Genomic DNA, 22178 nt, shown 5'->3' with positions numbered 1-22178 from the left:
CAAAACGCAAAAAAATTTTCGAGCGATTGGAATAGCCGGGACGTGGCGGTGTTCGCCCCTACACACACCACTTTTATCCGGAGTTGAAAATGAAGGTTCACGCAAAGCTGGTTTTGTCGCTCATGGCAAGCGCATTGGTTTCAACGGCCGCATTCGCGCAGCAAATGCAAATGAAACCAGCGCAAGATCAGCAGGACGCGCCCGCTGCCATGACCGCAGCGCCTTCGGCTCATGGGCCGATCAAGAACATCGTCCTGGTACATGGCGCATTCGTGGGTGGCGCTGGATGGCGTCCGGTCTACGACATCCTCACCAAGGACGGATACAACGTGAAGCTCGTGCAAGAGCCGTTGACATCGTTCGGCGAGGACGTGAGCGCAACCAAGCGCATTCTGGATCGTGAAGACGGCCCGGTCGTGCTCGTGGGTCATAGCTATGGCGGCGCAATCATCACGGAAGCCGGCAACGATCCGCATGTCAAAGCCCTGGTTTATATCGCGGCGCATGCACTCGATGTGGGCGAAACGGAAGTCAGCAACGGCAAGAAGTATCCGAACTCCACGAAGGCTGTGGTGAAGACGCCGGACGGTTTCCTGTTCCTGAATCCAGCCGATTATCCCGCTGACTTCGCGGCTGATTTGCCGCTGAAGCAAGCGCAGTTCGAAGCGAATGCGCAAATGCCGACGGCGGCTTCGGTCTTCACTGGCGAGATTCCCGACCCGGCGTGGAAGACGAAACCAAGCTGGTACATGGTTGCGAAGTCGGACAAGATCATCAACCCGGATCTGGAACGTTTGTACGCCGCGCGCGCTCACAGCCATACCGTCGAGATCCCGGGTGCGAGCCATTCAGTTTATGAATCGCATCCGAAGGAAGTGGCGGCGTTGATCGAACAGGCCGCGCAGCACGCGCAAGATCAAGGCTGATACTTTGGAACATCGGCACGCAATGCAAGGCAACTGGTTTGCATTGCGTGCCCTTCCCGTGCATTCGCCCAAAAAGCTGCAAAACTGAATTGCCTTTTTCGGTGAATTTCTTGACGCCATGCGGTAGAGCGGGAAAACACGGGCGTCAGACAAACGTAATTGGCATTGAGCAACGCGCGTTTTTGGGATAAATTAAAAACAACTCGCGTTCTCCACGAAAGTTGTTGCCAAACATTTTCAGCGAGCCAGGGGCGGCGAGTCAGCTTGCAGCCCCGCTTCAAATATCCCGGATGATGGCGCGCTAGGTTCGCGCCATCATTCGTTCATGGCACGGCCTTCCCTCGCACCATTTAAATCATGCTTTCATGAAGCGGCACGGTGCAGACACGCGCGTAGAATCAATCGTGCCGATATAGGCAAATCGAGGAGACGACCATGACCGTGTACGCCAGGGATGAGGCAGCGAGGAAGGCAGTCGAAATGGTGCAGGCAGCGCTCGAAGCGGGATTGCTCAAGGAAATCGTGGCATGCAGTTTCAACAACCCGGAGAAATCGGGAAGAGAAACGGCGATGTATCTCGGCGGGATGATCAGGGAATTGACCACGCAGATTGCCGAGCTCTAGAACGCATTCGGCTGGGCGGTTTCATTGATCGCCCAGCATTAACGATGCAACTGTTTCGTCGCCATCCGTCTCGACGAATCCCGTCCGGCAATACCACTCGTACGCAATCCTGTTGCATCGAAACACATGCAAGTAAAGCGGCTTGTTCAAGCTGTCAGCTAGCAACATCATGTCGCCGAGCATCCTTCGGCCGATAGCTTGCCGTTGCATTGCAGGAACGACGCACAGCATTCGCAACCAGACCAGATCCGGTTCGACTTCCCAGTTCACGAAGCCGCAACGTTCGTCGCCTTGCATCGCGATCCTGCATGTACCCTGGCGAAGGCTTTTCGCAAAACCGTTTCGTTGGGCGTGTTCGTCCCAGCCGGTCGCGCGCCTGACGAAATCGACCATGGTTTCCTTGTAGGTCGCGTACAACCATTCCGAATCCGCCGAACCCGCTAGCCGTGTGTGCAGAGTCATTTGCGCAAAGAGGTAGTCACCGTCCTATAGAATAGTGCGTTTTGCCCGGATGCCTATGTGGTTCAAGAACCTTCAGCTTCATCGTCTTCCCGCCCCTTGGGCCGTCACTCCTGAACAAATCGAAAAATGGCTCGCACCGCATGCGTTCGCGCCAGGCTGCGGCGTGGAAATGCAAAGCCACGGCTGGGCATCGCCGCGTGACGACGGATCGCTTGTCTACGCCAACAATCGCCAGATGCTGCTTGTCGCGCGGGTGGAAAAGAAATTGCTGCCGGCGTCGGTGGTGACGCAGTTCGTCAAGGAACGCGCCGCCGAACTGGAAGAGCAACAGGGATTCAAGCCTGGCCGTAAGCAGATGCGCGAACTCAAGGAGCAAGTCACCGACGAACTCCTGCCACGCGCCTTCAGCATTCGCCGAGATACGCGTGTGTGGATCGATACGGTCAACGGCTGGCTTGTGATCGATGCAGCATCACCCACACTCGCCGACGACGTCCTCGGCCTGCTCGTGAAATCGATCGATCAGTTGCCGCTCGCGAGCGTCCGTGTCGCAACGGCGCCGGTCGCCGCGATGACGGACTGGTTGCTGTCGGGCGAAGGTCCCGGCGGTTTTTCGCTCGATCAAGACACGGAGTTGCGTTCGAGCGGCGAAGGTAACGCGACCGTTCGTTATGTTGGCCATGCGCTCGAGATCGACGACATGAGGCGGCACATTGAAGCAGGCAAGCAATGCATGCGTCTCGCGATGACGTGGCAGGACAAAGTCTCGTTCGTGCTGACGCCTTCGCTGACCATCAAGCGCATTACGCCGCTCGATGTCATCAAGGACGCAGCCGATCCCACCGCGCAGGGTGACGACGAAGTCTTCGATTCCGACTTCACGCTGATGACCGGCGAGCTTGCGAAGATGATGGCGGATATAGTCGATGCGCTCGGCGGCGAACAGGACTTTTCCAAAGCTGCTGCCTGACGACTTTCAAAATACGCTATCAGTTCGTCATTGAAATCGACTTGACGACAATCTGCGACTTCGTATCCCGCTCGATGCGTTTCAACACCGGCTGCATGGCGGCGAATTCGGCAGGCGAGCATACCTGCTTGCCGAAATTCGCCTGCAAATGACGCTCGGTCTGAAGCGTGTTGGTTGCAGGATCGAACACATAGCGCGATGAATATGTGAAGAACGTATCGACCAGATTTAGATCAACGGGGAGATCCGTTACGCGCACGGTTTTCGGCAAGCCGAGCTGCGCGACCTCGTTGAAATTCCCGCTCATGCACACGAACGGTTGCGTGCGAACACGCTCGGCGAGCAGGTTCTCCACTTGTGATGCAATGCCGCCTGACAAGCTCGTTAGCGCAGGCAAAGCCGTGGTTCCGGTTGGCCACACGACGTCATCGATCGTACCGCGCAATGTCGTGGTGACAGGCGTCCCGGTTGCGTCGAGGTCGCTCGCAGTCAGACTTGCGGTGCCACGCAATCCGGTTGCACGCAGACGGGTATCGGCAATCTGCTGGCGGCGTTGAGGCGCCGCGTGTCGCAAGATTGCTCGCTCGGGACCCGCGCTCCATCCTCCATCTTCAACTTGCGACGAAAACGCCGCCGAGCCATCCGGCGCGACCGCGATCTGCAACCGCACATCGCGCGATAAAGGCTGCGTCGATGGCGTACGTGTCAGGGTACCATCGCCGATGAGCAGCGCCGGACGATCCATTTCCGCGAGCGGCAAATATCCGAACTCGACGGACGAGGCGGTGGCATCGGCATACATGTTCAGGCCCGGCAACCACGTAATGATGTGATTGATCGCGGCCGCGCCGTAGCCCGGCACCGATGGCAACGTGTACACCGATCCGAGTGCGATCAAGGCCGGCTCGTTCTCAATTCCGGCAGCCGATAACAACGCGCCGTACAGCGCGACGTAATCCTTGCAGTCGCCATACCGGTTCGCCAGAATCTGCGCCGCCTTGTGCGGAACGGCAGCGCTCTGCCCCAGATAAAGCGATACGTAGCGGATATTGTGACGAACCCAGTCGTAGAGCGTCGCGGCCTTTTCGCGCGGACCGGCGTTGTTGCGCGTCAGGGATTGCGCGAGATTGCGAATGGCGGGATCGTTCGCGGTTGGATCGATGGCGGCATCGCGATAACTTGCCGCGAAGCTTTTGTAATCGGGAAACGTCGATACCATCAGCCGGTCGCCGTATTGCACGTAACCGACCGCGCCGGTTTCCACGCGGCCGTAGTGCAACGCCCTGTAGGTGAATTCGTAGCGCGTGCGGCCGTTGTGCGTGACCGGTGGCATGGCTTGGTAGCCGCGGGTATCGGCGTAGAGCGGCTTGCCTTCAGGCAGATCGAAAACGAGCGTCTGGCTTTGTACGGGGCCGCGGCTCGGCTCTACAAAATAATCGAACTCGTTCGGAATGACGGATTTGTACACTGTCTTGTGAAATCGCAGATGCACGATCGATCCGGCATCGACGGCGGGGAAAATCACGGCTTTGAGGCGGCCATCGGCGAAGGTGGGCGCGCCGGCCGAGCGCGGTTCCTGGATCTCGCGAATCTGGTCGGGCGCGACGTCGTGGCGGGTGCCGTCGGCGCTGATGGAGTAGGCGTCGGTGATCTGGACTGTGGATGTGGATTTGTCGAACCAGATGTAGCGTTGTGCGATATCGCCGATGCCGGCTGATGTATTTGCTTTTAGCGTGGTTTCATCGTCTTCGGTGAGGGAGCCATCGGCCGCGATGGTGAAGACGTGGACGTCGCTGATTGTGGTCGATGGTTGTTCGGTTTCCATGGGATCGGCGGGGAATGCTGGGCGCAGGCCGATTGCGAGGAATGCTGCTAGCAGCACGGATTTGAAGGTACTGGGGCGTCGCGGGGTCATGAGGTGCAGCGCTCGATGGTCGATGGTCGATGGTCGATGCGGATATCGTACAGGAGGTTTTGCTGGCGCTTGGGGGCTGAGGTCAGGGTTGAGGTCGGGTTGCTACTGTTCAGGTCTTCGCGAGTTTATTGTTATCTGATTTATTTAGCACTGTTAGCCACTGTCCGTGGCGGGACTTCATTTCTTTGTCCAACGGCGACAAAGAAACGAAGCAAAGAAAACGCCTCCCAACCGCTAATTCTTAAGACACTGTTAGCCACTGTCCGTGGCGGGACTTCATTTCTTTGTCCAACGGCGACAAAGAAACGAAGCAAAGAAAACGCCTCCCAACCGCTAATTCTTAAGCGTCCACAGCGTGCAGCGACAACTGTTTGGCACGCAAGAAGCATCCTCAGCGCATAACCCCGTCCTGTCGAAACCCTCCCCCTCCGTTTCCGGCAACCCACACGCTTCGCCACCAGTGTGGGAATCCACTAACCAGGCCTCCGCGCTGTGCGCGCTAGCACTCAAATAGAACGGGCGGCGATATTAACGGCGATGTTTGCAGCTCGAGATGCTTTAATCTGTTATGGGCTAAACCGTTGTTATATGTGTGACGGGTTTCCGTGTTAACGGATTCCGACGCTAGTGGCGAAGCGTGTGGGTATCCGTGAACGGAGGGGGAGGGTTTCAGCAGGACGCGGTTATGTGCTGAGGATGCTTCTTGCGTGCCACGCAGTTCTCACTGCACGCTGTGGACACTTAAGAATTTGCGGTTGGGAGGCGTTTTCTTTGCTTCGTTTCTTTTTCGCCGTTGGAAAAAGAAATGAAGTCCCGCCACGGACAGTGGCTAATAGTGATAAAGAGATCAGCTAAGACAGAACCCGCGGAGGCCTCAATAGTAGCAACCCGGCATCAAACCTGACTGCAACAAAACACTCGCCCGAGCGCCAGCGTCAAACCTCGTAACAACCCCTACCAGGCAACACTCCCGTCCAAAGGAAAAACCGGCCGCTGCACATTTCCAAAATCAAACAAACTAAAATCCGAACTCGTCACGCCCCGGCTATCGCATTCAACCAAACCTTGTGCAATCGGCACGAATACCGGCCGGCAATACATCCGCGATTTAAGAATTAAAAAAGCCGCTCGGCGCGGATCGATACCCACACTTTCAAAAACCCCAAGATCCCAAGGCTCGTGCGTGCGCTCGGTAAGCACGATCTTCGCGACGCCGACATCGAGCACCGCCGTCCGCCCCATATACGCGCGCTGTCCCGTATAGGTCGGTCCGCTGATCACATATTCGCCATCGGTAAGCGCGCGCACCACGCCCGTAAGCGCAACCGGCGCATGCGGCCGCGCGGCGCGTCCAGCCAGCTTGTTTCCCACATCGAGCGTGACCCTTGAACCCACGCCGGCAGCAATCAGCGCGGCGACCGCCTCAGGATCGCACAGCGGCCCCATCACGATGCCCGTCATGCCCTGGCTGACGGCTTCCTCGTAGACATCCATGGTGTCGCACGTGCCGCCCGACATGCAGTTGTCGCCGTGATCGAGCAGCAGGACGGGTTTGTCGGCGTTGCGGGCGAGCGCAGCGCCTTCGGCTACGGAATCCGCCAGCGACGGGCTGCGGTAAAAAAACTCCTCGCGCTCATCCCAGATCTGTCGCCCAATGCGCTCGGCCACGCGCGCAGCCGCCTCGCGATCGCCGTCGCCCACCACCACCACGCTGATGCATGGCCTGGCGATATCGGCGAGCGAAAACCCGGCGAGTATGGATACGGCCAGCATGCCCTCCCGCTCAGCTTCCTGCGCGGCTTCGACCGCGCGCTTCATCGCGCCCGCGGCGCTCGCGCTGCGCAACGTATGCGTCATCAGCGGCGGTTGCGACCACGCGATCACAGGACGCGACCGCCCCGCAAGCAAGTCGAAGAAAAGCCTTGCCGCGTGCGCGCCGCATTCGTACATGTCCACGTGCGGATAGGTCTTAAAGCTCACCATGACGTCGGCATTATCGATCATCTTCTGCGTGACGTTCGCGTGCAGGTCGAGCGCGACTGCAATTGGCGCGTGAGGTAACGCGGCTCGAACGCGTTCGAGCAGATCGCCCTCGCCATCGTTCGAATTTTCCGCGACCATCGCGCCATGCAGGTCGAGCATGACGGCATCGCAACCCGGCGCGGCGTCCACGATCGCGTTGCAAATCGCATCGTAGGCAGCGGCCGCAACGGGACCACTCGGATTCGCCGATGCCGATACCGGCGTGATGATTTCCGCGCCCGCCTTTTCGGCGGCATCGATAAACGCGGACATCGCGGTCTGCATGCCCTTGTTCTCGCGATACGCGTCTTCGCCATAAACCGGACCATTGCGGCCAAACGCTTCCAGCGGAGTCGCCACCGGCGAGAACGTGTTGGTCTCGTGATTCATACGGGCAATAAGGATTTTCATGCGGCTTCCAGTCAAATGATTCGGATCACGAACGGGTTCAGACCACACCTACGCCGAGGTAGCGATCTTTGATCGCATCGTCGCGGGTGAACGCGGCGTTGTCGCCTTCATAGACAATGCGTCCCTGTTCAATGATGGTGTGACGGTCCGCCAGTTGCGTGCAGACCTCGAGGTTCTGTTCAACCAGCAAGATTGCGATACCCGCCTGTTTGATCAGCTTCAATTGCGCGACAATTTCTTCCACGATCACGGGCGCAAGGCCTTCCACGGGTTCATCGAGCATAAGCAGTCGCGGGTGATTCATCAGCGCCCGGCCGATCGCAAGCATCTGCTGTTCGCCGCCCGAAAGCTGCGCGCCGCCGTTGCTGCGGCGCTCTTGCAGGCGCGGGAAAATGCGGTAGATATCGGCAAGTTGCCACGGCGAATCGCGGCGCGCGCCGAGCTTCAGGTTCTCCTCCACGCTGAGCAACCGGAACACGCCGCGATGCTCCGGCACGAAACAAACACCAGATGCTGCGATCCGGTGCGACGGCCATTTGCCGATGTCCGCGCCCTTGAACTTCACGCTGCCGCGCTGCGGTGCAACCACGCCAGCAATGGCTTTCAGCGTCGTGGATTTACCCGCGCCGTTGCGCCCGAGAAGCGTCACGGTCTCGCCCTCGCCAATGCTCAGCGATACACCCTGCAAGATATGGCTCTTGCCGTAAAACGCGTGGACGTCCTGCATATCGAGGATCATGCGCGGCCTCCGGTGATCATGTTGCCCAGATACGCGCGCCGCACGCGTTCGTCGCCGCGGATATCGTCGGGCCGGCCTTCAACCAGCACGCGTCCTTGCTGCATGACGGTGATGGTGTCCGAGATATCCATCACGATCCCCATGTTGTGCTCGATCAGCACGACCGTATAGTCGTCGCGCAGACCGCGGATGAGCTGCTTCATATCGTCGAGATCGTCGATACCCATGCCCGACGTCGGCTCATCGAGGAAGATTGCTTTAGGGCGCGCGGCGAGCGCCATGCCGACTTCGAGCCTGCGCTGCTGGCCATGCGAAAGCGCGCCGGCGAGCGTTCCTGCAAAGCGCGTCAATGCGAGACGCTCCAGAATCGGATCGACAATGTCCTCGTGCTCGAGTGCGCCGCGTGGCGGCATCCATGCGTTGAGCGCGCGCTTTGAATCCACGCCCTGGACCGCCACGCGCACGTTCTCGCGCACGCTCAGGTTTGCGAACAGGCTGGTCACCTGAAACGATCGCGCGATACCGCGTTTCACGCGCCGGTAATCCGCTTCGCGCGTGACGTCGTGTCCATCGAAAACGATGTTGCCGGACGTGATCGGCAACGTTCCTGTAAGGACGTGGAACAGCGTGGTCTTGCCGGCGCCGTTCGGGCCGATCACCGAATGCACCGTGCGCGGCATGATGCGAAGGGTGACATCGTCGAGCGCAGTGAATTTGCCGTAGCGTTTCGTCACGCCCTTTGCAAGCAGGATGGGTTCGCTCACGAGACCTCCGTATTGCCACGCGCGCCGCGTTGTCTGAGCCGTTGCCTGAGCCGCTGCACAATACGCTCGCCAAGTCCCCACGAGCCTCGCTGCATGAACAGGCTCACTGCGATCAAAACGAGTCCGAGCAGCAGCAACCAGCGCGGCCACAACGTCGAAAGCCAGTCCGAGAACAGCACGTAGAACGCTGCACCGAGCACCGAGGCAAACAGGTTTCCCGTGCCGCCGATTACTGTCATCACGAGGATCATCTCGCTCGTGTGATAGTCGATGTTCGAAAGCGGCGCAATGCCCGTCATCAACGCATGCAGCGCGCCGGCTAGTCCCGTGACCGCACCCGATATGACAAACGCCGCGAGCTTGAAACGCTTGACGTCGTAACCGACCGCTGCGGCGCGCGCTTCGTTGTCGCGGATGGCGAGCAACGTGCGGCCGAACACCGAATGCGAAACACGCATGAGGATCCAGAACGCAAGCAGGAATACCACGGCAACAAACGCATAGAACTGCCACGGCGATGCAAGCGGCACGAGCTGCTTGCCGAAAAGCGCGAGCGCAGGACGGGGAATGCCAAGCAGCCCGTTGTCACCGCCAGTGAGATCGGGCGACGTATAAGCAAGAAAGTAAAACATCTGCCCGAACGCGAGCGTCAGCATCACGAAGTACGTGCCGCGTTGGCGAATCGAAAACCAGCCGACAAGCGCAGCGGCCAGCGCGCCGGTCAGCATTGCCGCGACCAGCGCCAATGGAATTTGAAGTCCGGTTTTGGTGAGCACAAGACCTGCGCTGTAACTGCCGAGGCCGAAAAATATGCCTTGCCCGAAGGACAGCAATCCAGTTGAGCCGAGCAACAGGTTGCACCCGAGCGCGGCCAGCGCGTACACCAGTACTTCGGTTGCAAGCGATCCCGAGCTGAGCGCAAGCGGCAACACGCAGACCACGATTGCAGCGAACAATATGAACCGATAATGAAACAGCGCTTCCTTGAACGAGCGCCGCGAGGCGTGGGTATCGATTGGTTTCGAGTTCATGTGGCCCGGCCGAGCAGCCCGTTCGGGCGCAGTAAAAGGACGGCCGCCATGGCAACGTAGATCATCAGACGCGCGCCTTCGGGCCACAATGTGCTCATGACGCTCTGAACGATTCCAACCAGCAAGCCGCCGACGAGCGCGCCGAGGAAGTTCCCCATTCCGCCGATCACGACGACCACAAACGCCACGCTCAGCGCCTCGATTCCCATGAACGGATCGACGCCGCGAATGGGCGCGGCCAGCACGCCCGCAAGCGCCGCCGTTCCCGCGCCGAGTGCAAATACGAGACTGAACACGCGCAGCACGTTGATGCCGAGAAGCGCGACCATTTCAGTCGATTCACTGCCCGCACGCACCGCGCTTCCGAGACGCGTCCCTTCAAGCAGCCACCACAGCAGCAACGCGAGGATCGCGGTAAAGCCGATCACAAAGAGACGATATTTCGGGTAGATAAAACTGCCCCAGATCACCACGCCGTTGAGGATATCCGGCACCGGCACGTTATCGCCGATAGGACCCCAGACGACGATGGTGAGCTCCTGCAGCACGAGCGCAAGACCCACGGTCACGAGGATGTGGAACTCGTGCTGCTGCGCGTAGACATGCCGCAAGATCAGCTTCTCGATAACCCATGCAAGCACGCCGACCACGACCGGCACCACGGCGAGCGCGACCCAGAAGTTCATCGACCATTGCATGGCCTGATAGCAGAAATATGCGCCGAGCAAATAAAACGCGCCGTGCGCGAAGTTCACGAAGCGCAACAACCCGAAGACAATCGACAATCCCACCGCGAGCAGGAAGTACAGCATCCCGATGCCAATGCCGTTCACGACCTGCAACAAATAAACGTTCATGGCTTTTCGTCAGAAATGAATCGATGCGAACGCGCTTCCTCGCGCGCTCGCCGGCACGCGATCAAGCCATCTTGCACTGGGTTTTATCGAGTGGCAGGAACGACTGTCCCGAACTCACGATGTCGGCGTAGTCGTCCTTGTTCTTCATCTTCGCCTTCGATTTCCCCTTGAGCAAGTAGTAGTTTTTCAGCACCTGATGGTCTCCCTTGCGGATCTCTTCGGCGCCGGTCAGGCCTGCATACTTCATACCTTCGAGCGCCGCGACGACCTTCTTCGGATCGGCCGTACCCGCTTTTACGATGCCATCCAGCAAGATCTTCGTGCAGATGTACGAGCCCGCCAGACTGTAGTTCGGATTCGCCTTGAACGCGTCGTTCGCGCGTTTCACGAGATCCGCGTTGAGCGGCGAATCGATCGAATGCCAGTACTGCGCGCCAAAATACACACCCTCGCAAAGGTCCGGACCCAGCGCTTCGAATTGCTCCAGACCCGAGGCCCATGCCATCAAAATGGTGCAGTTGTTCTTCATGCCGAAGCTGACAGCCTGGCGCAGGGTATCGGACGATTGCGAGCCGAAGTTCAGGATCAGCAACACGTCCGGCTTCGCCGCGACCGCATTCGTCAGATAGCCGCTGAACTCTTTCTCGTTGAGCGAGTGATAGCTGTTGCCAACATGCTCGATGCCCTTCTCCTGGAAGATCGCTTTCGCGGCGGACAACAAGCCATCGCCGAAAACATATTGCGGCGTGATGGTGTACCAGCGTTTTGCTTTCGGCAGCGTCTGGATCAGGGGACGCACCGTCTGCTCGATCGCGCCGAAGGTCGGCACGGACCAGCGGAACGTTGCGCTGTTGCAGTCCTTGCCGGTGATTTCATCGGCGCCGGCGGTCGTGATGAAAATGCCGCCGGCCTTCTCGACTTCCTTGCCCATTGCAAGCGCTTCTGACGACAGGATACCGCCCGCGAAAAATCGCGCATTCTTCTGCTGCGCGATTTCCTGCACGCGCCGCACTGCGGTCGCAGGCTTGCCTTCCGTGTCGAGGACCGTATAAGCCAGCGACTGGCCCAGCACCTTGCCGTATTGTTCGATGGCGAGTTTCATGCCGAGGTCGGCGTATTTGCCGTTCGCGGCAAACGGGCCCGACATGGGCACGGGACAGGCAAACTGAATGGCGCTGCTTTGCGCGAAGGCGCTACGCATGGCAAGGGTTTGCAAGGCCCCGGGAACAGCCGACAGCGCGGCCAGCTTCAAGACATTCCGGCGATTCAAAATTGACGCTCCTTAAGAAAAGACGAGAGCCGCGTTACTGCAGACCCGGCTGGAAAGCTCTTACAGAATGTGTGCTGGCAGCCGCGAAGCGCTCTGCGGCAGCTTTGACTCGAATCTTTTATGTTGCTAGCCACTGCCTATTTATCATGATAAATAGGATGAACTGGATCGTAGGTACAATAAATTCGGGTGTCAATAAGGCAAAATTCCGGGGCATCGGAAGGCGAGGCGACAGCCGTCAGCAAGAGCTTTGGAGAAGGTTATGGAGCGAGGAAAAGCAGGTGCCATCGACATCAGGCAGCAGAAGCGTCCGGATCTGGTCGCCGAGGAAATCAAGCGGCTCATCACGGAAAGGGATCTGAAGCCGGGCGACAAGCTGCCCCGCGAAGTGGAACTGCAGCAGATGTTCACGGTGAGCAAAAGCACCATACGCGAGGCGTTGAAGTCACTCGAAGTGCAGGGATTGATCAAGGTGACGACCGGTCCGGGCGGCGGCGGCACCATCATTGAAGTGCCGCTCGACCGCACGCTGCAATTGCTGCAGAACTACCTGTTCTTTAAAGATGTCAGCATCGACGACATCTACACGGTGCGCAAATTGCTCGAACCCGAGCTTGCCGCCGGCGCCGTTGCGCATCTCACGGAAGCAGACTTTGCAGCACTCGACGCCAGCATCGCCTGTTGCGATACACCCTCGGCGCACCAGGATGGCGATATCGTCAAGCGCCGGCAGGAGGACGTGAATTTCCACGATATCCTCGCGGCCGCCAATCCGAATCCGTTCCTGCGTTTCAGCTGCGAGCTGATCAATGAAATGATCCGGCAACTGATCGAATTTCGTAACGATACGCCGGCCGCCGAACTGGAACGCTTTGGCCAGGCCAACGTAAAGATTCACAAGGCGATTACGAAAGCAGCCCGCGAACGCGATGCCGATAAAGTCCGCGAACTGATGGTGGTCCACATGACCGAAGCGCCGCGTTACGTGAAGCGCATGAAGGGCAAATTGCGCGGCCGCCTCATTCTCGACGCCGAGATTCGCAAGCGCGTGAAGGCTCAGGCGGAGTCCTGATTTGCTTGTGGCTCATTTGCCTTTCAAGCGCTCGATAAGCCCCATGGCTGCCGCGGGGTTGTGCGCTTTGAAGCCGCTGATCACGTAGAGGTACACATCGAGCGGGGTATCTTTAGGCGCAGCTTTTGCCACCGTTTCAAGGCCTTTCGGCGTTGAACCCGATGCCCATTCGCGCGCGCGTTTGGTCCACTGATCGAGCGCCTTGCTGTCGTAGCCCTGCACCTCACCTTCGGTCGTCCCCATGATCCGCGCATAGACGAAGGGCGCGGTGACATCGGCGATCTGCGGGTACTCCGAATCGCCCGACATCACAATCGCGACACCATACTTGCGTGCGAGCGCGACGAACGTGTCGTCACGGAAACTCTCGTGCCGGACCTCAACCGCATGACGGATCGGATGACCTTCGACCTTCGCGGGCAAAAGCTTGAGAAAACCCTCGAAATCTTCCGCGTCGAATTGTTTGGTCGTGGCGAATTGCCAGTTGATCGGGCCGAGCTTGTCTTTGAGTTCAAGCACGCCGCTTGCGAGAAATCGTTCGATGGATTCGCCAGCCTCCGAGAGCACACGACGGTTCGTCGAAAAGCGCGGCGCCTTGAGCGAGAAGACAAAATTGTCAGGCGTTTCGTCGTGCCACTTCGCAAACGTCGATGGTTTTTGCGAGCCGTAGAACGTACCGTTTATTTCGATGGAAGTCAGTTGCTGGCTCGCGTATTCGAGCTCGCGCTTTTGAACGAGGTCTTTTGGATAGAAGAGACCGCGCCACGGTTCGAATGTCCATCCGCCAACGCCAACGCGAATGGTGCCGGCGTTCTTCGATGTGGTTTTTTTTACCGCAGCGCTCTTTTTAGCCGCTGGCGTTTTGACCGCCGTCTTTCGCGTCGCCATGAAAACTCCTCGCCATGTCACTGATCGTCGTTGCGCTAAAGTGTATCGAATCGGCGCAAAGGCGTTCGGACCTCGCTTGGTCAAGGCGTGGAACCAGCGTGCTGCGGAGCAAACCCGGCATATTCGCGATCGAGAAAAGGCGCGGCGTGTTCAAGAAGGAAACGTCGAAACGCAATACATGTCGGCGACAAACGCTTCGAGCGCAAATGCACGATCTGCCATGTGCGTTCCACTGGCGTGCCGTTGACATCGAGCAATGCAAGTTCGTTCGATCGCAATTCGAGCGCGAGCGTATGCAGCGAAATCAGGCTCACGCCCATGCCCGCCATCACGGCCTGCTTGATGCTCTCGTTGCTGCCGAGCGTCACGCTGCGCGCCGGCATGAACAGATGCTGCTTGAACATCTGCTCGGAGACGGCGCGGGTTCCCGATCCCGGTTCGCGCAACAGGAAGGTATCGCCGGCAAGTTCCTGCAAGTCGAATCGGCGGGCATTACGCAACGGATGATCCGTCGGGCAGATGAGCACATGCGGGTGATAGGCAAGCGGCTCGGTGGTCGTGCCGAGCTCGGGCGGCGGCCGGCCCATGATGGCGATATCCGTGGCGTTGTCCTGCAATTGGCGAAGCAGCGTTTCGCGGTTGCCAACCGAAAAGCGGACATCGACAAGCGGATACTGGCGCGAATACGCGGCGAGCAACTTGGGCGCGAAGTACGTCGCCGAACTCACGATGCTCACCGCAATCGACCCGCTATCCGCGTGCGAGAGCGACGTCATGGCGTCTTCGGCGTCCTTGATTTCGCCGAGTATCCGGCTTGCGTGATGCGACAGACGCTCGCCCGCTTCGGTCAGCGTCAGCTTGCGCGCAACGCGTTCAAAGAGCGGCAGTCCGACGGCTTCTTCGAGCTGGCGTATTTGCATCGATATAGCCGGCTGCGTCAGGTGCAACTCTTCCGCCGCGCGCGCGAAGCTCGGGTAACGGCACGCGATCACGAAGATCTGCAGTTGCCGCAGGGTCAGCGAGCGAATGAAATTCACAATGGGCGGCCGTCCTGCAAGACGGCGTGTGCGGCATGTTCAGGCAGGAACGCGAACTCCGATTTCAGTTGCTCGCGCGCGGCGCATTCACGGACTTGTCGGGCATTTTCTTTCCCGGCGGCGGCGACAGGCTGCGCAGCGCGCCCTGATAACTCAGCGTCTCGATCTGCAACGGATGCACGAAATCGTTGTTCGATCCCGGCACTTCCGTGCGGATCAGCAGCACTTGGCCGGGCACTGCATCGGACATCACGAAGGTATAGCGCTTGCCCACGTATTGCGAGAAACGCGAACCGTTTGGATCGTCCAGATAAGGCTGGATGACGATCTGCTGTGCGCTGACTTTTTTGCCCTGGGCGTCGCGCGTGACGGCTGTAATAGCGGGGTTCGCTGCCAGCGCGAGACGCACGCGGCGCTGGAAATAGCGCCGCTGGCCGCCGGTGAGTTGCTGCATTTCGGCGACATCGTGTTCGAGGAAATAAAGGATCACCGGATTGCACGGCAATCCTTCCCCAGACATCTCGACCGGTCCGCGATGGTCTGAAATGCGTGCGTCGCTGTTGGCGTTATCGGCGCTGACAACAAGCACTTTCACCGTATCCTTTTCCTTGGCGGGCGGCCCGGATCGATCGACCGCGTAGTCGAGTTCCGTCTGCGGCTCGACCCCTTTCAGATGCGTCGATAAAAACAGCAAGCGCTCGGCCGGCGCAATGTCCGAAGCCGCGGCGCTCGCGGAGGGTGGAGCGTCGGCAGCGCGCGCATGATCGACTGCGACCAGCATGCACGCTGTGACAACGGCAACGCTGCACGCGCGTTTAAAACAACCGGGCGATGCCGTCATTTCGCGTTGGCCTGAGCAGACGGCGCGTCGTTGATCGGCAGCAGCGGCACGTCGTAGCTCGTCAGGATCTTGTCGATCTTCGCGTGATTTGCGCCAATCCAGTTGTCGATCTTCGTTTTCCACGGGCCTTCTCCGTAGCGCACGCCCATCGAAATTTCGTAATCGAAGCGCGGACCGGGTGCAGGCGGAAACGGCACGAGCTTGACCTTGTCGCCCGCCTGCTTGGCAAAATATCCGGCAATGGGACCCCACAGGAACACCACGTCCACATTGCCTGCCGCGAGATCGCGCTGGATCATCTCGCCGGGGAATTCGGCGGGATCGCCGCTTTGCACCTTGTACGAAACAGCCTGCTCGATGAGGTTATTGCCCAGCAGCCAATCCACCGCGGGCGTATTCGAGAAGATGCCGAGACGCAGCTTGCTCAACTGGTCGGGCGGCAACTTGAGGAGATCGGACGGCGTAGCGATCGATGCAAACTCGGGCCGGTTGGGATAGACCATCGCGTAAGTGGAATGCAGCCACGCGCGCGTGGTCGACGTCATGTCGTAACCCTTCGGCACGCCGATTACCAGGTCGCATTTATAGTCGTCGGTGTTGGGGATTTTTTCGCGCAACGTACGGCGGATGAAGCCCATGCGCTGCGGAAAGAATGTGTATTCGACCTTGTAGCCGAAGTCACTTGCCATCTGCTCCGCGATCTTGTTTTCGAAACCTTCTCCCTGGCTGTTGGACAAGGGCATGTTGTTCGGATCAGCACACACGCGCAGTACACCGTCGGCCCCGTCGTTGTGCGGCAGCGCCGGACCGTCGGCATGAGCCGCGCTTGCGCCCAGACATGCCACGCTCAACAGGACCAGAACCGCGCGCCTTATATTGCCTTCAGACATCAAACCCTCCGGTAAAGCGAAAACCGCGTGCACTTGCTTGGCGTCGATTACTTGGTGTCGATTACTTGGCGTCGATTGCCTGCAGGTCGCCCGGCTTGATCTTGCCGTCGGAGCGTCCCTTCAGATACGCGAACAGGTTCTGCCAATTCTTCTGCATCATGGGGCTCGAACTGAAGTCGGGCATACCCTTGTCGAGGCGTCCGCCGAACACCGTCCTGTGAAACTCGGTGGTATCGAGCGTCTTGAACGCGTCGATCAGCGACGGTCCCACCATGCCTTGTTGCTGCGCTCCGTGACACCGTTCGCACGCAAGCGCGCGCCATGTCCTCCAACCTTGCAGCGTGTTGTTATCGACCTTGTTGCCATCGACAACCTGATACGCGACCGGTTTCAGCTGCGCCGAATCGGTCTGGGCGTAGGAAACGGGTATCGCGACAAGCGCTATCGCCAGCGGCAAGAGTGTTCGGCCTTTCATTGCTCAAGTCTCCTTCGTTTAGAGCGTGCTGCGTCCGAGCGTCAGTAGACGCCGGCGGTGTGGATAAACGGTTGGGATTTGGGGGGACGCGCGCGGCAAGCTTCCGGCCAGCACGCATCCTGCACTCTCAAGTCGGGCGGACTGATGCCGCCTTACAGCCTGTTAAAGCAGAGGCAACTGGCACTCAGCTCGGGATTGCGAACACGAAAAGCGTGCCGCCCAGCGCGGTGTACTTCGCCAGTTCACGATAGCCGCCGACCGCGCCCAGTCCTTCCGTGGACTTTTCGAGGCCTGCCGCCATGCCGATTCCCGCCCATCCGCCGATGCCCGAGTAGACACCCACGAATTGCTTGCCCTGATATTGATACGTGAACACGTTGCCGATAATCCCGGAAGGCGTCTTGAACTTCCACAGCTCCTTGCCATCCGAAATGCGCACGGCCTTCAGATAACCTTCAAGGGTGCCGTAGAACGCAATGCCGCCTGCTGTTGCCAGCGCGCCGGACCACACCGAGAACTTCTCCGGCTTGGACCACGCAATCTTGCCCTTGGCTGCATCCCAGGCAATGAAGTTGCCCATTGCGCCCTTTTCGTTCGGGCCGGGGTACATAGAAAGCGTCGCGCCAACGTAAGGCTGTCCGGACACGTATTCCACTTCGAACGGCTCGTAGTCCATGCACACGTGGTTGGTCGGAACGAGGAACAGCTTAGTGTTCGGATCGAACGCGGCGGGCTGCTGGTCTTTAGAACCCAACGCTGCAGGACAGATGCCCTTGACGTTGTGATCGGGACCGGCTGCTTGCGTGGAATATGCTGCGTTGCGAATCGGCAGTCCGCTCTTCACATCCACGCGATCAGCCCAGTTCACCGCCGGGTCGTACTTGTCGGCGACCAGCAATTGGCCCGTTTCGCGATTGAGTGTATAGCCGAAACCATTACGGTCCAGATGGACGATCGCCGGCACGGTCTTGCCGCTCATCGGCAGGTCGGCGAGGATCATTTCGTTCACGCCGTCGTAGTCCCATTCGTCATGCGGCGTCATCTGGTAGACCCATTTCGCCGTACCCGTGTTCAGGTCGCGAGCGAAGATAGACATCGACCATTTGTTGTCGCCGGGACGTTGCGTCGGGTTCCACGTGCCGGGGTTGCCGGTGCCGTAGTAGACAAGATTCAGCTTCGGGTCCCAGGCATACCAGCCCCAGGTCGTGCCGCCTCCCGACTTCCACTGATCGCCCTTCCAGCTTTTCAGCGACGAGTCCGCGCCCACAGGCACCATCTTGCCGTCGGCCCAGGTCATGGTCTTGTCGGGATCGAGCAGCATCTCGTTGTCGGGGCCCGTGCTGAACGCTTTCCAGACCTCCTTGCCGGTCTTGATGTCGTATGCGATCAGGCGGCCGCGCACGCCGAATTCCCCGCCGGAGATACCCGTGATCACCTTGTCGCCGAAAACATGCGGCGCATTGGTGTTGGTTTCGCCAGCTTTGGGATTACCGTTTTGCGCGGTCCATTTGACATCGCCCGTCTTGGCATCGAGTGCGACCAGCTTGGTGTCCGCCTGTTGCAGGAAGATCTTGCCGTCACCGAAAGCCAGCCCGCGGTTGACGGTGTCGCAACACATCACCGATACCACCTGCGTATCCTGCTTAGGTTCGTATTGCCAGATAAACGTCTGGTCCTTCAGGTTGATCGCGATGACCTTGTTGGGAAACGGCGAGTGGATATACATAGTGTCGCCGATCACGAGCGGCGAACCTTCGTGACCGCGCAACACGCCGGTCGACATGGTCCACGCCACCTGCATCTTCGCGACGTTGCTTTCATTGATCTGCTTGAGCGGGCTGTACCGGTGATTCGAGTAATCACCTGCTTGAGCGGCCCAGTTCGATGAGTTCTTGATCGAGGCGTCGAGCTGCGGATCGGCTTGTGCCACGAATGAGCTAAAGGCCGTTCCTGCAACCACCGCCAGTCCAAGAACCAGGGTGCGTAGTTTCATGTCTCCTCCAGAATGTGTTGCCGTCCGACTAGGGATGACCCCACTACCACGCTCCGGGCGCGCCTTCACCGGTGCAGGCAGCGAGCTTAAGCTCCGCCCGTTCAATGACGGGCTTCTGTTTGCGAAGACGAATTGCATATTCCATGCCGGGAGATGAAACATCGGGCGGCGCCGTAACGGACGCAGCACCAGTGGAGCAGGCGCGTTAAACAAGACCGTGCCGCGATACGCTTCATTCGGATAACGACACATACTGTGTCAAATCCGCGATACAGCCAGCCCGTTGAACGCTAAGGGTTATTGCCGGGATGCCAGTGCGCTGCACCATGAACAAGACCTCTTCATGGATATGTGCACCACTTGATTTCTGGCGCGGTGCTTGCACGAGTATTTCAATTGCACTTTTCCCTTTCGGGATCAAGCGAGGGTATGCCATGACCAGCAAGCAACCTGAGAAGGTTTTCTCCGATGAAGAGATCCAGCAACACCTCAGCGGCGCGCTCGCGCACTGGTATATGGAAGACGGCTGGCTGCGCCGCAAGTACAAGACCGAAGGATGGAAAGGCACGCTGATGGTGGTCAACACCATTGGACACCTTGCAGAGGCTGCATGGCATCACCCTGACCTCACGGTCTCGTATGCGTTCGTGGTGGTGAAGCTCAAGACGCATTCCGCCAAGGGCATCACGGGCAAGGACATTGCGCTCGCGAGCAAGATAGAAGAGGTGATCCAGTGGCAGCCGGGACGCGAAGGCGGTGCGCTGGAAGGCACGCCGTCGGACGATCAACGCTTTCGCTACATCAAGTACGACGATGCCTGACACGAACACCGGCGCGCGTCGAGGCATGTTGGTATGGCTCTTGCCTTGGACCTCCACGGCTTTCGCCCGCTTTCGCCTAATCTCGCTCACCACAACGAACCTTGGGACACGCGATGCAGCTGCCGTTCAATAGCTTGCCGGATCGCTTATCGCCGTTATCCGCCGTTACTGTCGATGCGCCCGCGCGCCTGCACCTCGGTTTTCTCGATCCCAATGCATCGCTCGGGCGCGCGTTCGGCAGTATCGGCCTGTCAGTCGATGCACCCGGCACCCGCATCACCGCGCATCTCGCGGACGAAGAAGGCGTCATCGGCGCGCGCAGCGAGGCGCAGCGTCTGCGGATCGAACAGTATGTGCGTCAGCTGCGTGCGGCCTACGGCAGCTCCCCGGTCGCAGTAGAAGTGCATCATGCGCCGCGTGCGCATTCGGGCGTCGGTTCCGGCACGCAACTCGCGCTTGCGGTTGGCACCGCGTTTGCGCGGCTTGCCGGCAGAACGCCAGCGAGCGCGGACCTCGCGCGATTGCTCGGACGCGGTGCGCGATCGGGCATCGGCATGCTGGGTTTCGATCATGGCGGATTGATCGTCGACGGCGGTCCCGGCACGAACAAACACCCGCCTCCCATGCTCGCGCGTCACGCGTTTCCGGAGCCGTGGCGCGTGCTGCTTATCGACGACACCCGCATTGAAGGTCTTCACGGCGACGACGAACGGCGCGCGCTGGCGGCGCTCGCGCCGTTTCCGCAAACGCTCGCGGCGCACCTTTGCCATCTCGTGCTGATGCGTGTTCTGCCCGGCGTCGCCGAACAGGATTTCGATGCTTTCGCCGAAGGTATCGGCGAAGTGCAGCAGACCATCGGCGAGTATTTCGCACCCGTGCAGGGCGGCGTGTTCTCGAGTCCCGCCGTCGCGGCCGCGCTCGGCTCCGTGAGTACGCCGGGCATTGGACAAACCTCGTGGGGACCCACGGGCTTCGCGTTTTTCCGCAGCGCGCAAGAGGCGCAACGCGGCCTCCAAGCCGCGCTCGATGCAACCCGCGGGACGCCCGGCATCACGTGTTCGGTCGTGGCAGCCGCCAATCGCGGCGGCGCCATTCATGTGGCTGACGCAGCCAATCCGGCCGATATAGCCGCCACAGAGCGCTGCAAAAGCGATTGCCCTTGACGACATCTCGCGAATCTTTTCTTGGGCTGCGGCCCGCCATCGATCTGAAAACCTGAACGAGTTCATCGACATGCCCGAAAACACTGAACGGCCGTACATCCTGCATATGTTGACGGCCACGCCCCAGATGAGTCCCTTCGATGTCAACATGGCCGCCGACGCCGGTTATCAGGTGATCGTGCCGTATTGCAACGTCGGGCCGGAACACGTCGTCACGCTGACACAGGACGCGATTTTCTCGCGCGGTCCGAAGGGCGTTTCGCGCACCGGCATCTTTATAGGCGGTCGCGACGTGATGCTCGCCGCCGACATGCTCGACACCGCGCGCCAGGCAATGGTGCCGCCCTTCGAAGTCTCCGTGTTCGCCGACCCGAGCGGTTCGTACACGACAGCCGCCGCGCTGGTTGCGCTCGTCGAGAAGCATTTGAAGGATGGGCACAACGCGGATCTCGGCGGCAAACGCATCCTGATTCTGGGTGGCACGGGCGCGGTCGGCCGCGTGGCGGCGGCAATGGCGGCATCGCTCGGCGCGCAGGTTCTCATCGCGAGTCACTCCGATATCGCTCGCGCCACGCAGGTCAGCGACGAAGTCAACCGCCGCTTCGATATCGCGACCACAGGCGTTTCCGTGCGCACGCCCGAGGACTTGCATCGCGCGTTGTCCACGGCGGAAGTGGTGATGGCAACCGCCGTCGCGGGCGTGCAGGTCATGAGCGCCGCCGATCTGTCGCATGCAAAACATCTGCTGGTCGCCGCCGATGTCAACGCCGTGCCGCCCGAAGGTATCGCGGGCGTGCACGTAATGGACGACGGCAAACCGCTCGCCGGCGCCGTGCGTCAGGACGCGCTCGGCATTGGCGCGCTGGCGATCGGCAACGTGAAGTATCAGGTCGAGCACCGACTGTTCGTACGCATGCGCACCGGAGGCAAACCGGTGTACCTGGGTTTTCCCGAAGCCTTCGATGAAGCCCGCGCGATCGTCGGCGTCGGCGGCGCCGGATGATGCG

21 protein-coding genes are annotated in these 22178 nt (G+C 59.6%); 7 read left to right on the top strand and 14 right to left on the bottom strand.

Annotated features, from left to right (window positions below; translation table 11 throughout):
* Nucleotides 1–83 precede the first annotated feature (83 nt).
* On the top strand, nt 84–926 hold the full coding sequence (locus tag ASG35_RS23560) for an alpha/beta hydrolase (RefSeq protein ID WP_442854859.1): 843 nt from the start codon (nt 84–86) through the stop codon (nt 924–926).
* A 435-nt stretch (nt 927–1361) separates the two neighbouring features.
* Nucleotides 1362–1550, top strand: coding sequence for a hypothetical protein (locus ASG35_RS23555; protein ID WP_056363392.1), 189 nt, complete (start codon nt 1362–1364; stop codon nt 1548–1550).
* 21 nt (nt 1551–1571) lie between these two features.
* Here the strand turns inward: ASG35_RS23555 and ASG35_RS23550 are convergent, their stop codons facing one another.
* Entirely contained in the window at nt 1572–2012 is a 441-nt protein-coding gene (locus ASG35_RS23550; protein ID WP_235527683.1) for a GNAT family N-acetyltransferase, read from the bottom strand.
* Nucleotides 2013–2067: 55 nt separating this feature from the next.
* Here ASG35_RS23550 and ASG35_RS23545 point away from each other — a divergent pair, with 55 nt between their 5' ends.
* Complete coding sequence (locus ASG35_RS23545) at nt 2068–2982, top strand: recombination-associated protein RdgC (RefSeq protein WP_056363389.1); 915 nt, start codon at nt 2068–2070, stop codon at nt 2980–2982.
* A 19-nt stretch (nt 2983–3001) separates the two neighbouring features.
* On the opposite strand, the gene ASG35_RS23540 is transcribed toward ASG35_RS23545, so the two are convergent.
* The 7 genes from ASG35_RS23540 to ASG35_RS23510 form a co-directional block, all read right to left on the bottom strand.
* Nucleotides 3002–4897 (bottom strand): DUF3857 domain-containing transglutaminase family protein, encoded by a 1896-nt coding sequence (locus ASG35_RS23540; RefSeq protein ID WP_056363386.1) that lies wholly within the window; start codon nt 4895–4897, stop codon nt 3002–3004.
* 954 nt (nt 4898–5851) lie between these two features.
* Nucleotides 5852–7330: a M81 family metallopeptidase gene (locus ASG35_RS23535; protein WP_056363383.1), complete on the bottom strand. Its 1479-nt coding sequence runs from the start codon at nt 7328–7330 to the stop codon at nt 5852–5854.
* Nucleotides 7331–7367: 37 nt separating this feature from the next.
* Complete coding sequence (locus tag ASG35_RS23530) at nt 7368–8069, bottom strand: ABC transporter ATP-binding protein (RefSeq protein WP_056363380.1); 702 nt, start codon at nt 8067–8069, stop codon at nt 7368–7370.
* Nucleotides 8066–8833, bottom strand: a complete 768-nt coding sequence (locus ASG35_RS23525; RefSeq protein ID WP_056363377.1) for an ABC transporter ATP-binding protein — start codon at nt 8831–8833, stop codon at nt 8066–8068. The genes ASG35_RS23530 and ASG35_RS23525 overlap by 4 nt, the downstream gene beginning before the upstream one ends.
* Nucleotides 8830–9864 carry a branched-chain amino acid ABC transporter permease gene (locus ASG35_RS23520; RefSeq protein ID WP_056363374.1) on the bottom strand — a complete coding sequence of 345 codons (1035 nt, stop codon included), beginning with the start codon at nt 9862–9864 and terminating at the stop codon, nt 8830–8832. Before ASG35_RS23520 ends, ASG35_RS23525 begins: the two co-directional genes overlap by 4 nt.
* The gene (locus ASG35_RS23515) at nt 9861–10721 is read right to left on the bottom strand and encodes a branched-chain amino acid ABC transporter permease (RefSeq protein ID WP_056363369.1); all 861 of its coding nucleotides are present in this window, start codon (nt 10719–10721) and stop codon (nt 9861–9863) included. Before ASG35_RS23515 ends, ASG35_RS23520 begins: the two co-directional genes overlap by 4 nt.
* Nucleotides 10722–10782: 61 nt before the next feature.
* Nucleotides 10783–11991: an ABC transporter substrate-binding protein gene (locus ASG35_RS23510; RefSeq protein WP_056363366.1), complete on the bottom strand. Its 1209-nt coding sequence runs from the start codon at nt 11989–11991 to the stop codon at nt 10783–10785.
* Nucleotides 11992–12253: 262 nt separating this feature from the next.
* On the opposite strand from ASG35_RS23510, the gene ASG35_RS23505 reads away from it, so the two are divergent.
* Entirely contained in the window at nt 12254–13063 is an 810-nt protein-coding gene (locus ASG35_RS23505; RefSeq protein ID WP_056363364.1) for a FadR/GntR family transcriptional regulator, read from the top strand.
* Between the two features lie 12 nt (nt 13064–13075).
* On the opposite strand, the gene ASG35_RS23500 is transcribed toward ASG35_RS23505, so the two are convergent.
* The 6 genes from ASG35_RS23500 to ASG35_RS23475 all read right to left on the bottom strand — a co-directional run bounded on the left by ASG35_RS23500 (nt 13076) and on the right by ASG35_RS23475 (nt 19187).
* Nucleotides 13076–13951 carry a DUF72 domain-containing protein gene (locus ASG35_RS23500; RefSeq protein ID WP_056363360.1) on the bottom strand — a complete coding sequence of 292 codons (876 nt, stop codon included), beginning with the start codon at nt 13949–13951 and terminating at the stop codon, nt 13076–13078.
* An 80-nt stretch (nt 13952–14031) separates the two neighbouring features.
* A complete protein-coding gene (locus ASG35_RS23495) occupies nt 14032–14988 on the bottom strand; it encodes a LysR family transcriptional regulator (RefSeq protein ID WP_056363357.1) in 957 nt (318 codons plus the stop codon).
* 64 nt (nt 14989–15052) lie between these two features.
* Entirely contained in the window at nt 15053–15829 is a 777-nt protein-coding gene (locus ASG35_RS23490) for a hypothetical protein (RefSeq protein WP_056363354.1), read from the bottom strand.
* A complete protein-coding gene (locus ASG35_RS23485) occupies nt 15826–16719 on the bottom strand; it encodes a substrate-binding domain-containing protein (RefSeq protein ID WP_056363349.1) in 894 nt (297 codons plus the stop codon). Before ASG35_RS23485 ends, ASG35_RS23490 begins: the two co-directional genes overlap by 4 nt.
* 61 nt (nt 16720–16780) lie before the next feature.
* Nucleotides 16781–17194 (bottom strand): c-type cytochrome, encoded by a 414-nt coding sequence (locus tag ASG35_RS23480; RefSeq protein ID WP_056363346.1) that lies wholly within the window; start codon nt 17192–17194, stop codon nt 16781–16783.
* Nucleotides 17195–17378: 184 nt separating this feature from the next.
* Entirely contained in the window at nt 17379–19187 is a 1809-nt protein-coding gene (locus ASG35_RS23475) for a methanol/ethanol family PQQ-dependent dehydrogenase (protein WP_056363345.1), read from the bottom strand.
* Nucleotides 19188–19621: 434 nt separating this feature from the next.
* Between ASG35_RS23475 and ASG35_RS23470 the strand changes: the two genes are divergently transcribed.
* The 3 genes from ASG35_RS23470 (at nt 19622) to ASG35_RS23460 (ending at nt 22174) form a co-directional block, all read left to right on the top strand.
* Entirely contained in the window at nt 19622–20008 is a 387-nt protein-coding gene (locus ASG35_RS23470; protein ID WP_056363342.1) for a 4a-hydroxytetrahydrobiopterin dehydratase, read from the top strand.
* 113 nt (nt 20009–20121) lie between these two features.
* The gene (locus ASG35_RS23465) at nt 20122–21171 is read left to right on the top strand and encodes a beta-ribofuranosylaminobenzene 5'-phosphate synthase family protein (RefSeq protein WP_056363849.1); all 1050 of its coding nucleotides are present in this window, start codon (nt 20122–20124) and stop codon (nt 21169–21171) included.
* Between the two features lie 70 nt (nt 21172–21241).
* Entirely contained in the window at nt 21242–22174 is a 933-nt protein-coding gene (locus ASG35_RS23460) for an NAD(P)-dependent methylenetetrahydromethanopterin dehydrogenase (RefSeq protein WP_056363340.1), read from the top strand.
* Nucleotides 22175–22178: the final 4 nt, after the last annotated feature.

Source organism: Burkholderia sp. Leaf177 (assembly GCF_001424345.1).
In the GTDB taxonomy this organism is placed as follows: Bacteria; Pseudomonadota; Gammaproteobacteria; order Burkholderiales; family Burkholderiaceae; genus Caballeronia.
This window is presented reverse-complemented; position numbering and strand designations above follow the sequence as displayed.

What these genes read in the sequence shown, in the direction of transcription:
- ASG35_RS23545 (WP_056363389.1), top strand. Translation starts at nt 2,068, where the DNA reads ATGTGGTTCAAGAACCTTCAGCTTCATCGTCTTCCCGCCCCTTGGGCC.
- ASG35_RS23550 (WP_235527683.1), bottom strand. Translation starts at nt 2,012, where the DNA reads ATGACTCTGCACACACGGCTAGCGGGTTCGGCGGATTCGGAATGGTTG.
- ASG35_RS23505 (WP_056363364.1), top strand. Translation starts at nt 12,254, where the DNA reads ATGGAGCGAGGAAAAGCAGGTGCCATCGACATCAGGCAGCAGAAGCGT.
- ASG35_RS23470 (WP_056363342.1), top strand. Translation starts at nt 19,622, where the DNA reads ATGACCAGCAAGCAACCTGAGAAGGTTTTCTCCGATGAAGAGATCCAG.
- ASG35_RS23520 (WP_056363374.1), bottom strand. Translation starts at nt 9,864, where the DNA reads ATGAACTCGAAACCAATCGATACCCACGCCTCGCGGCGCTCGTTCAAG.
- ASG35_RS23485 (WP_056363349.1), bottom strand. Translation starts at nt 16,719, where the DNA reads ATGTCTGAAGGCAATATAAGGCGCGCGGTTCTGGTCCTGTTGAGCGTG.
- ASG35_RS23500 (WP_056363360.1), bottom strand. Translation starts at nt 13,951, where the DNA reads ATGGCGACGCGAAAGACGGCGGTCAAAACGCCAGCGGCTAAAAAGAGC.
- ASG35_RS23515 (WP_056363369.1), bottom strand. Translation starts at nt 10,721, where the DNA reads ATGAACGTTTATTTGTTGCAGGTCGTGAACGGCATTGGCATCGGGATG.
- ASG35_RS23480 (WP_056363346.1), bottom strand. Translation starts at nt 17,194, where the DNA reads ATGAAAGGCCGAACACTCTTGCCGCTGGCGATAGCGCTTGTCGCGATA.
- ASG35_RS23535 (WP_056363383.1), bottom strand. Translation starts at nt 7,330, where the DNA reads ATGAAAATCCTTATTGCCCGTATGAATCACGAGACCAACACGTTCTCG.
- ASG35_RS23475 (WP_056363345.1), bottom strand. Translation starts at nt 19,187, where the DNA reads ATGAAACTACGCACCCTGGTTCTTGGACTGGCGGTGGTTGCAGGAACG.
- ASG35_RS23490 (WP_056363354.1), bottom strand. Translation starts at nt 15,829, where the DNA reads ATGACGGCATCGCCCGGTTGTTTTAAACGCGCGTGCAGCGTTGCCGTT.
- ASG35_RS23465 (WP_056363849.1), top strand. Translation starts at nt 20,122, where the DNA reads ATGCAGCTGCCGTTCAATAGCTTGCCGGATCGCTTATCGCCGTTATCC.
- ASG35_RS23540 (WP_056363386.1), bottom strand. Translation starts at nt 4,897, where the DNA reads ATGACCCCGCGACGCCCCAGTACCTTCAAATCCGTGCTGCTAGCAGCA.
- ASG35_RS23530 (WP_056363380.1), bottom strand. Translation starts at nt 8,069, where the DNA reads ATGATCCTCGATATGCAGGACGTCCACGCGTTTTACGGCAAGAGCCAT.
- ASG35_RS23555 (WP_056363392.1), top strand. Translation starts at nt 1,362, where the DNA reads ATGACCGTGTACGCCAGGGATGAGGCAGCGAGGAAGGCAGTCGAAATG.
- ASG35_RS23460 (WP_056363340.1), top strand. Translation starts at nt 21,242, where the DNA reads ATGCCCGAAAACACTGAACGGCCGTACATCCTGCATATGTTGACGGCC.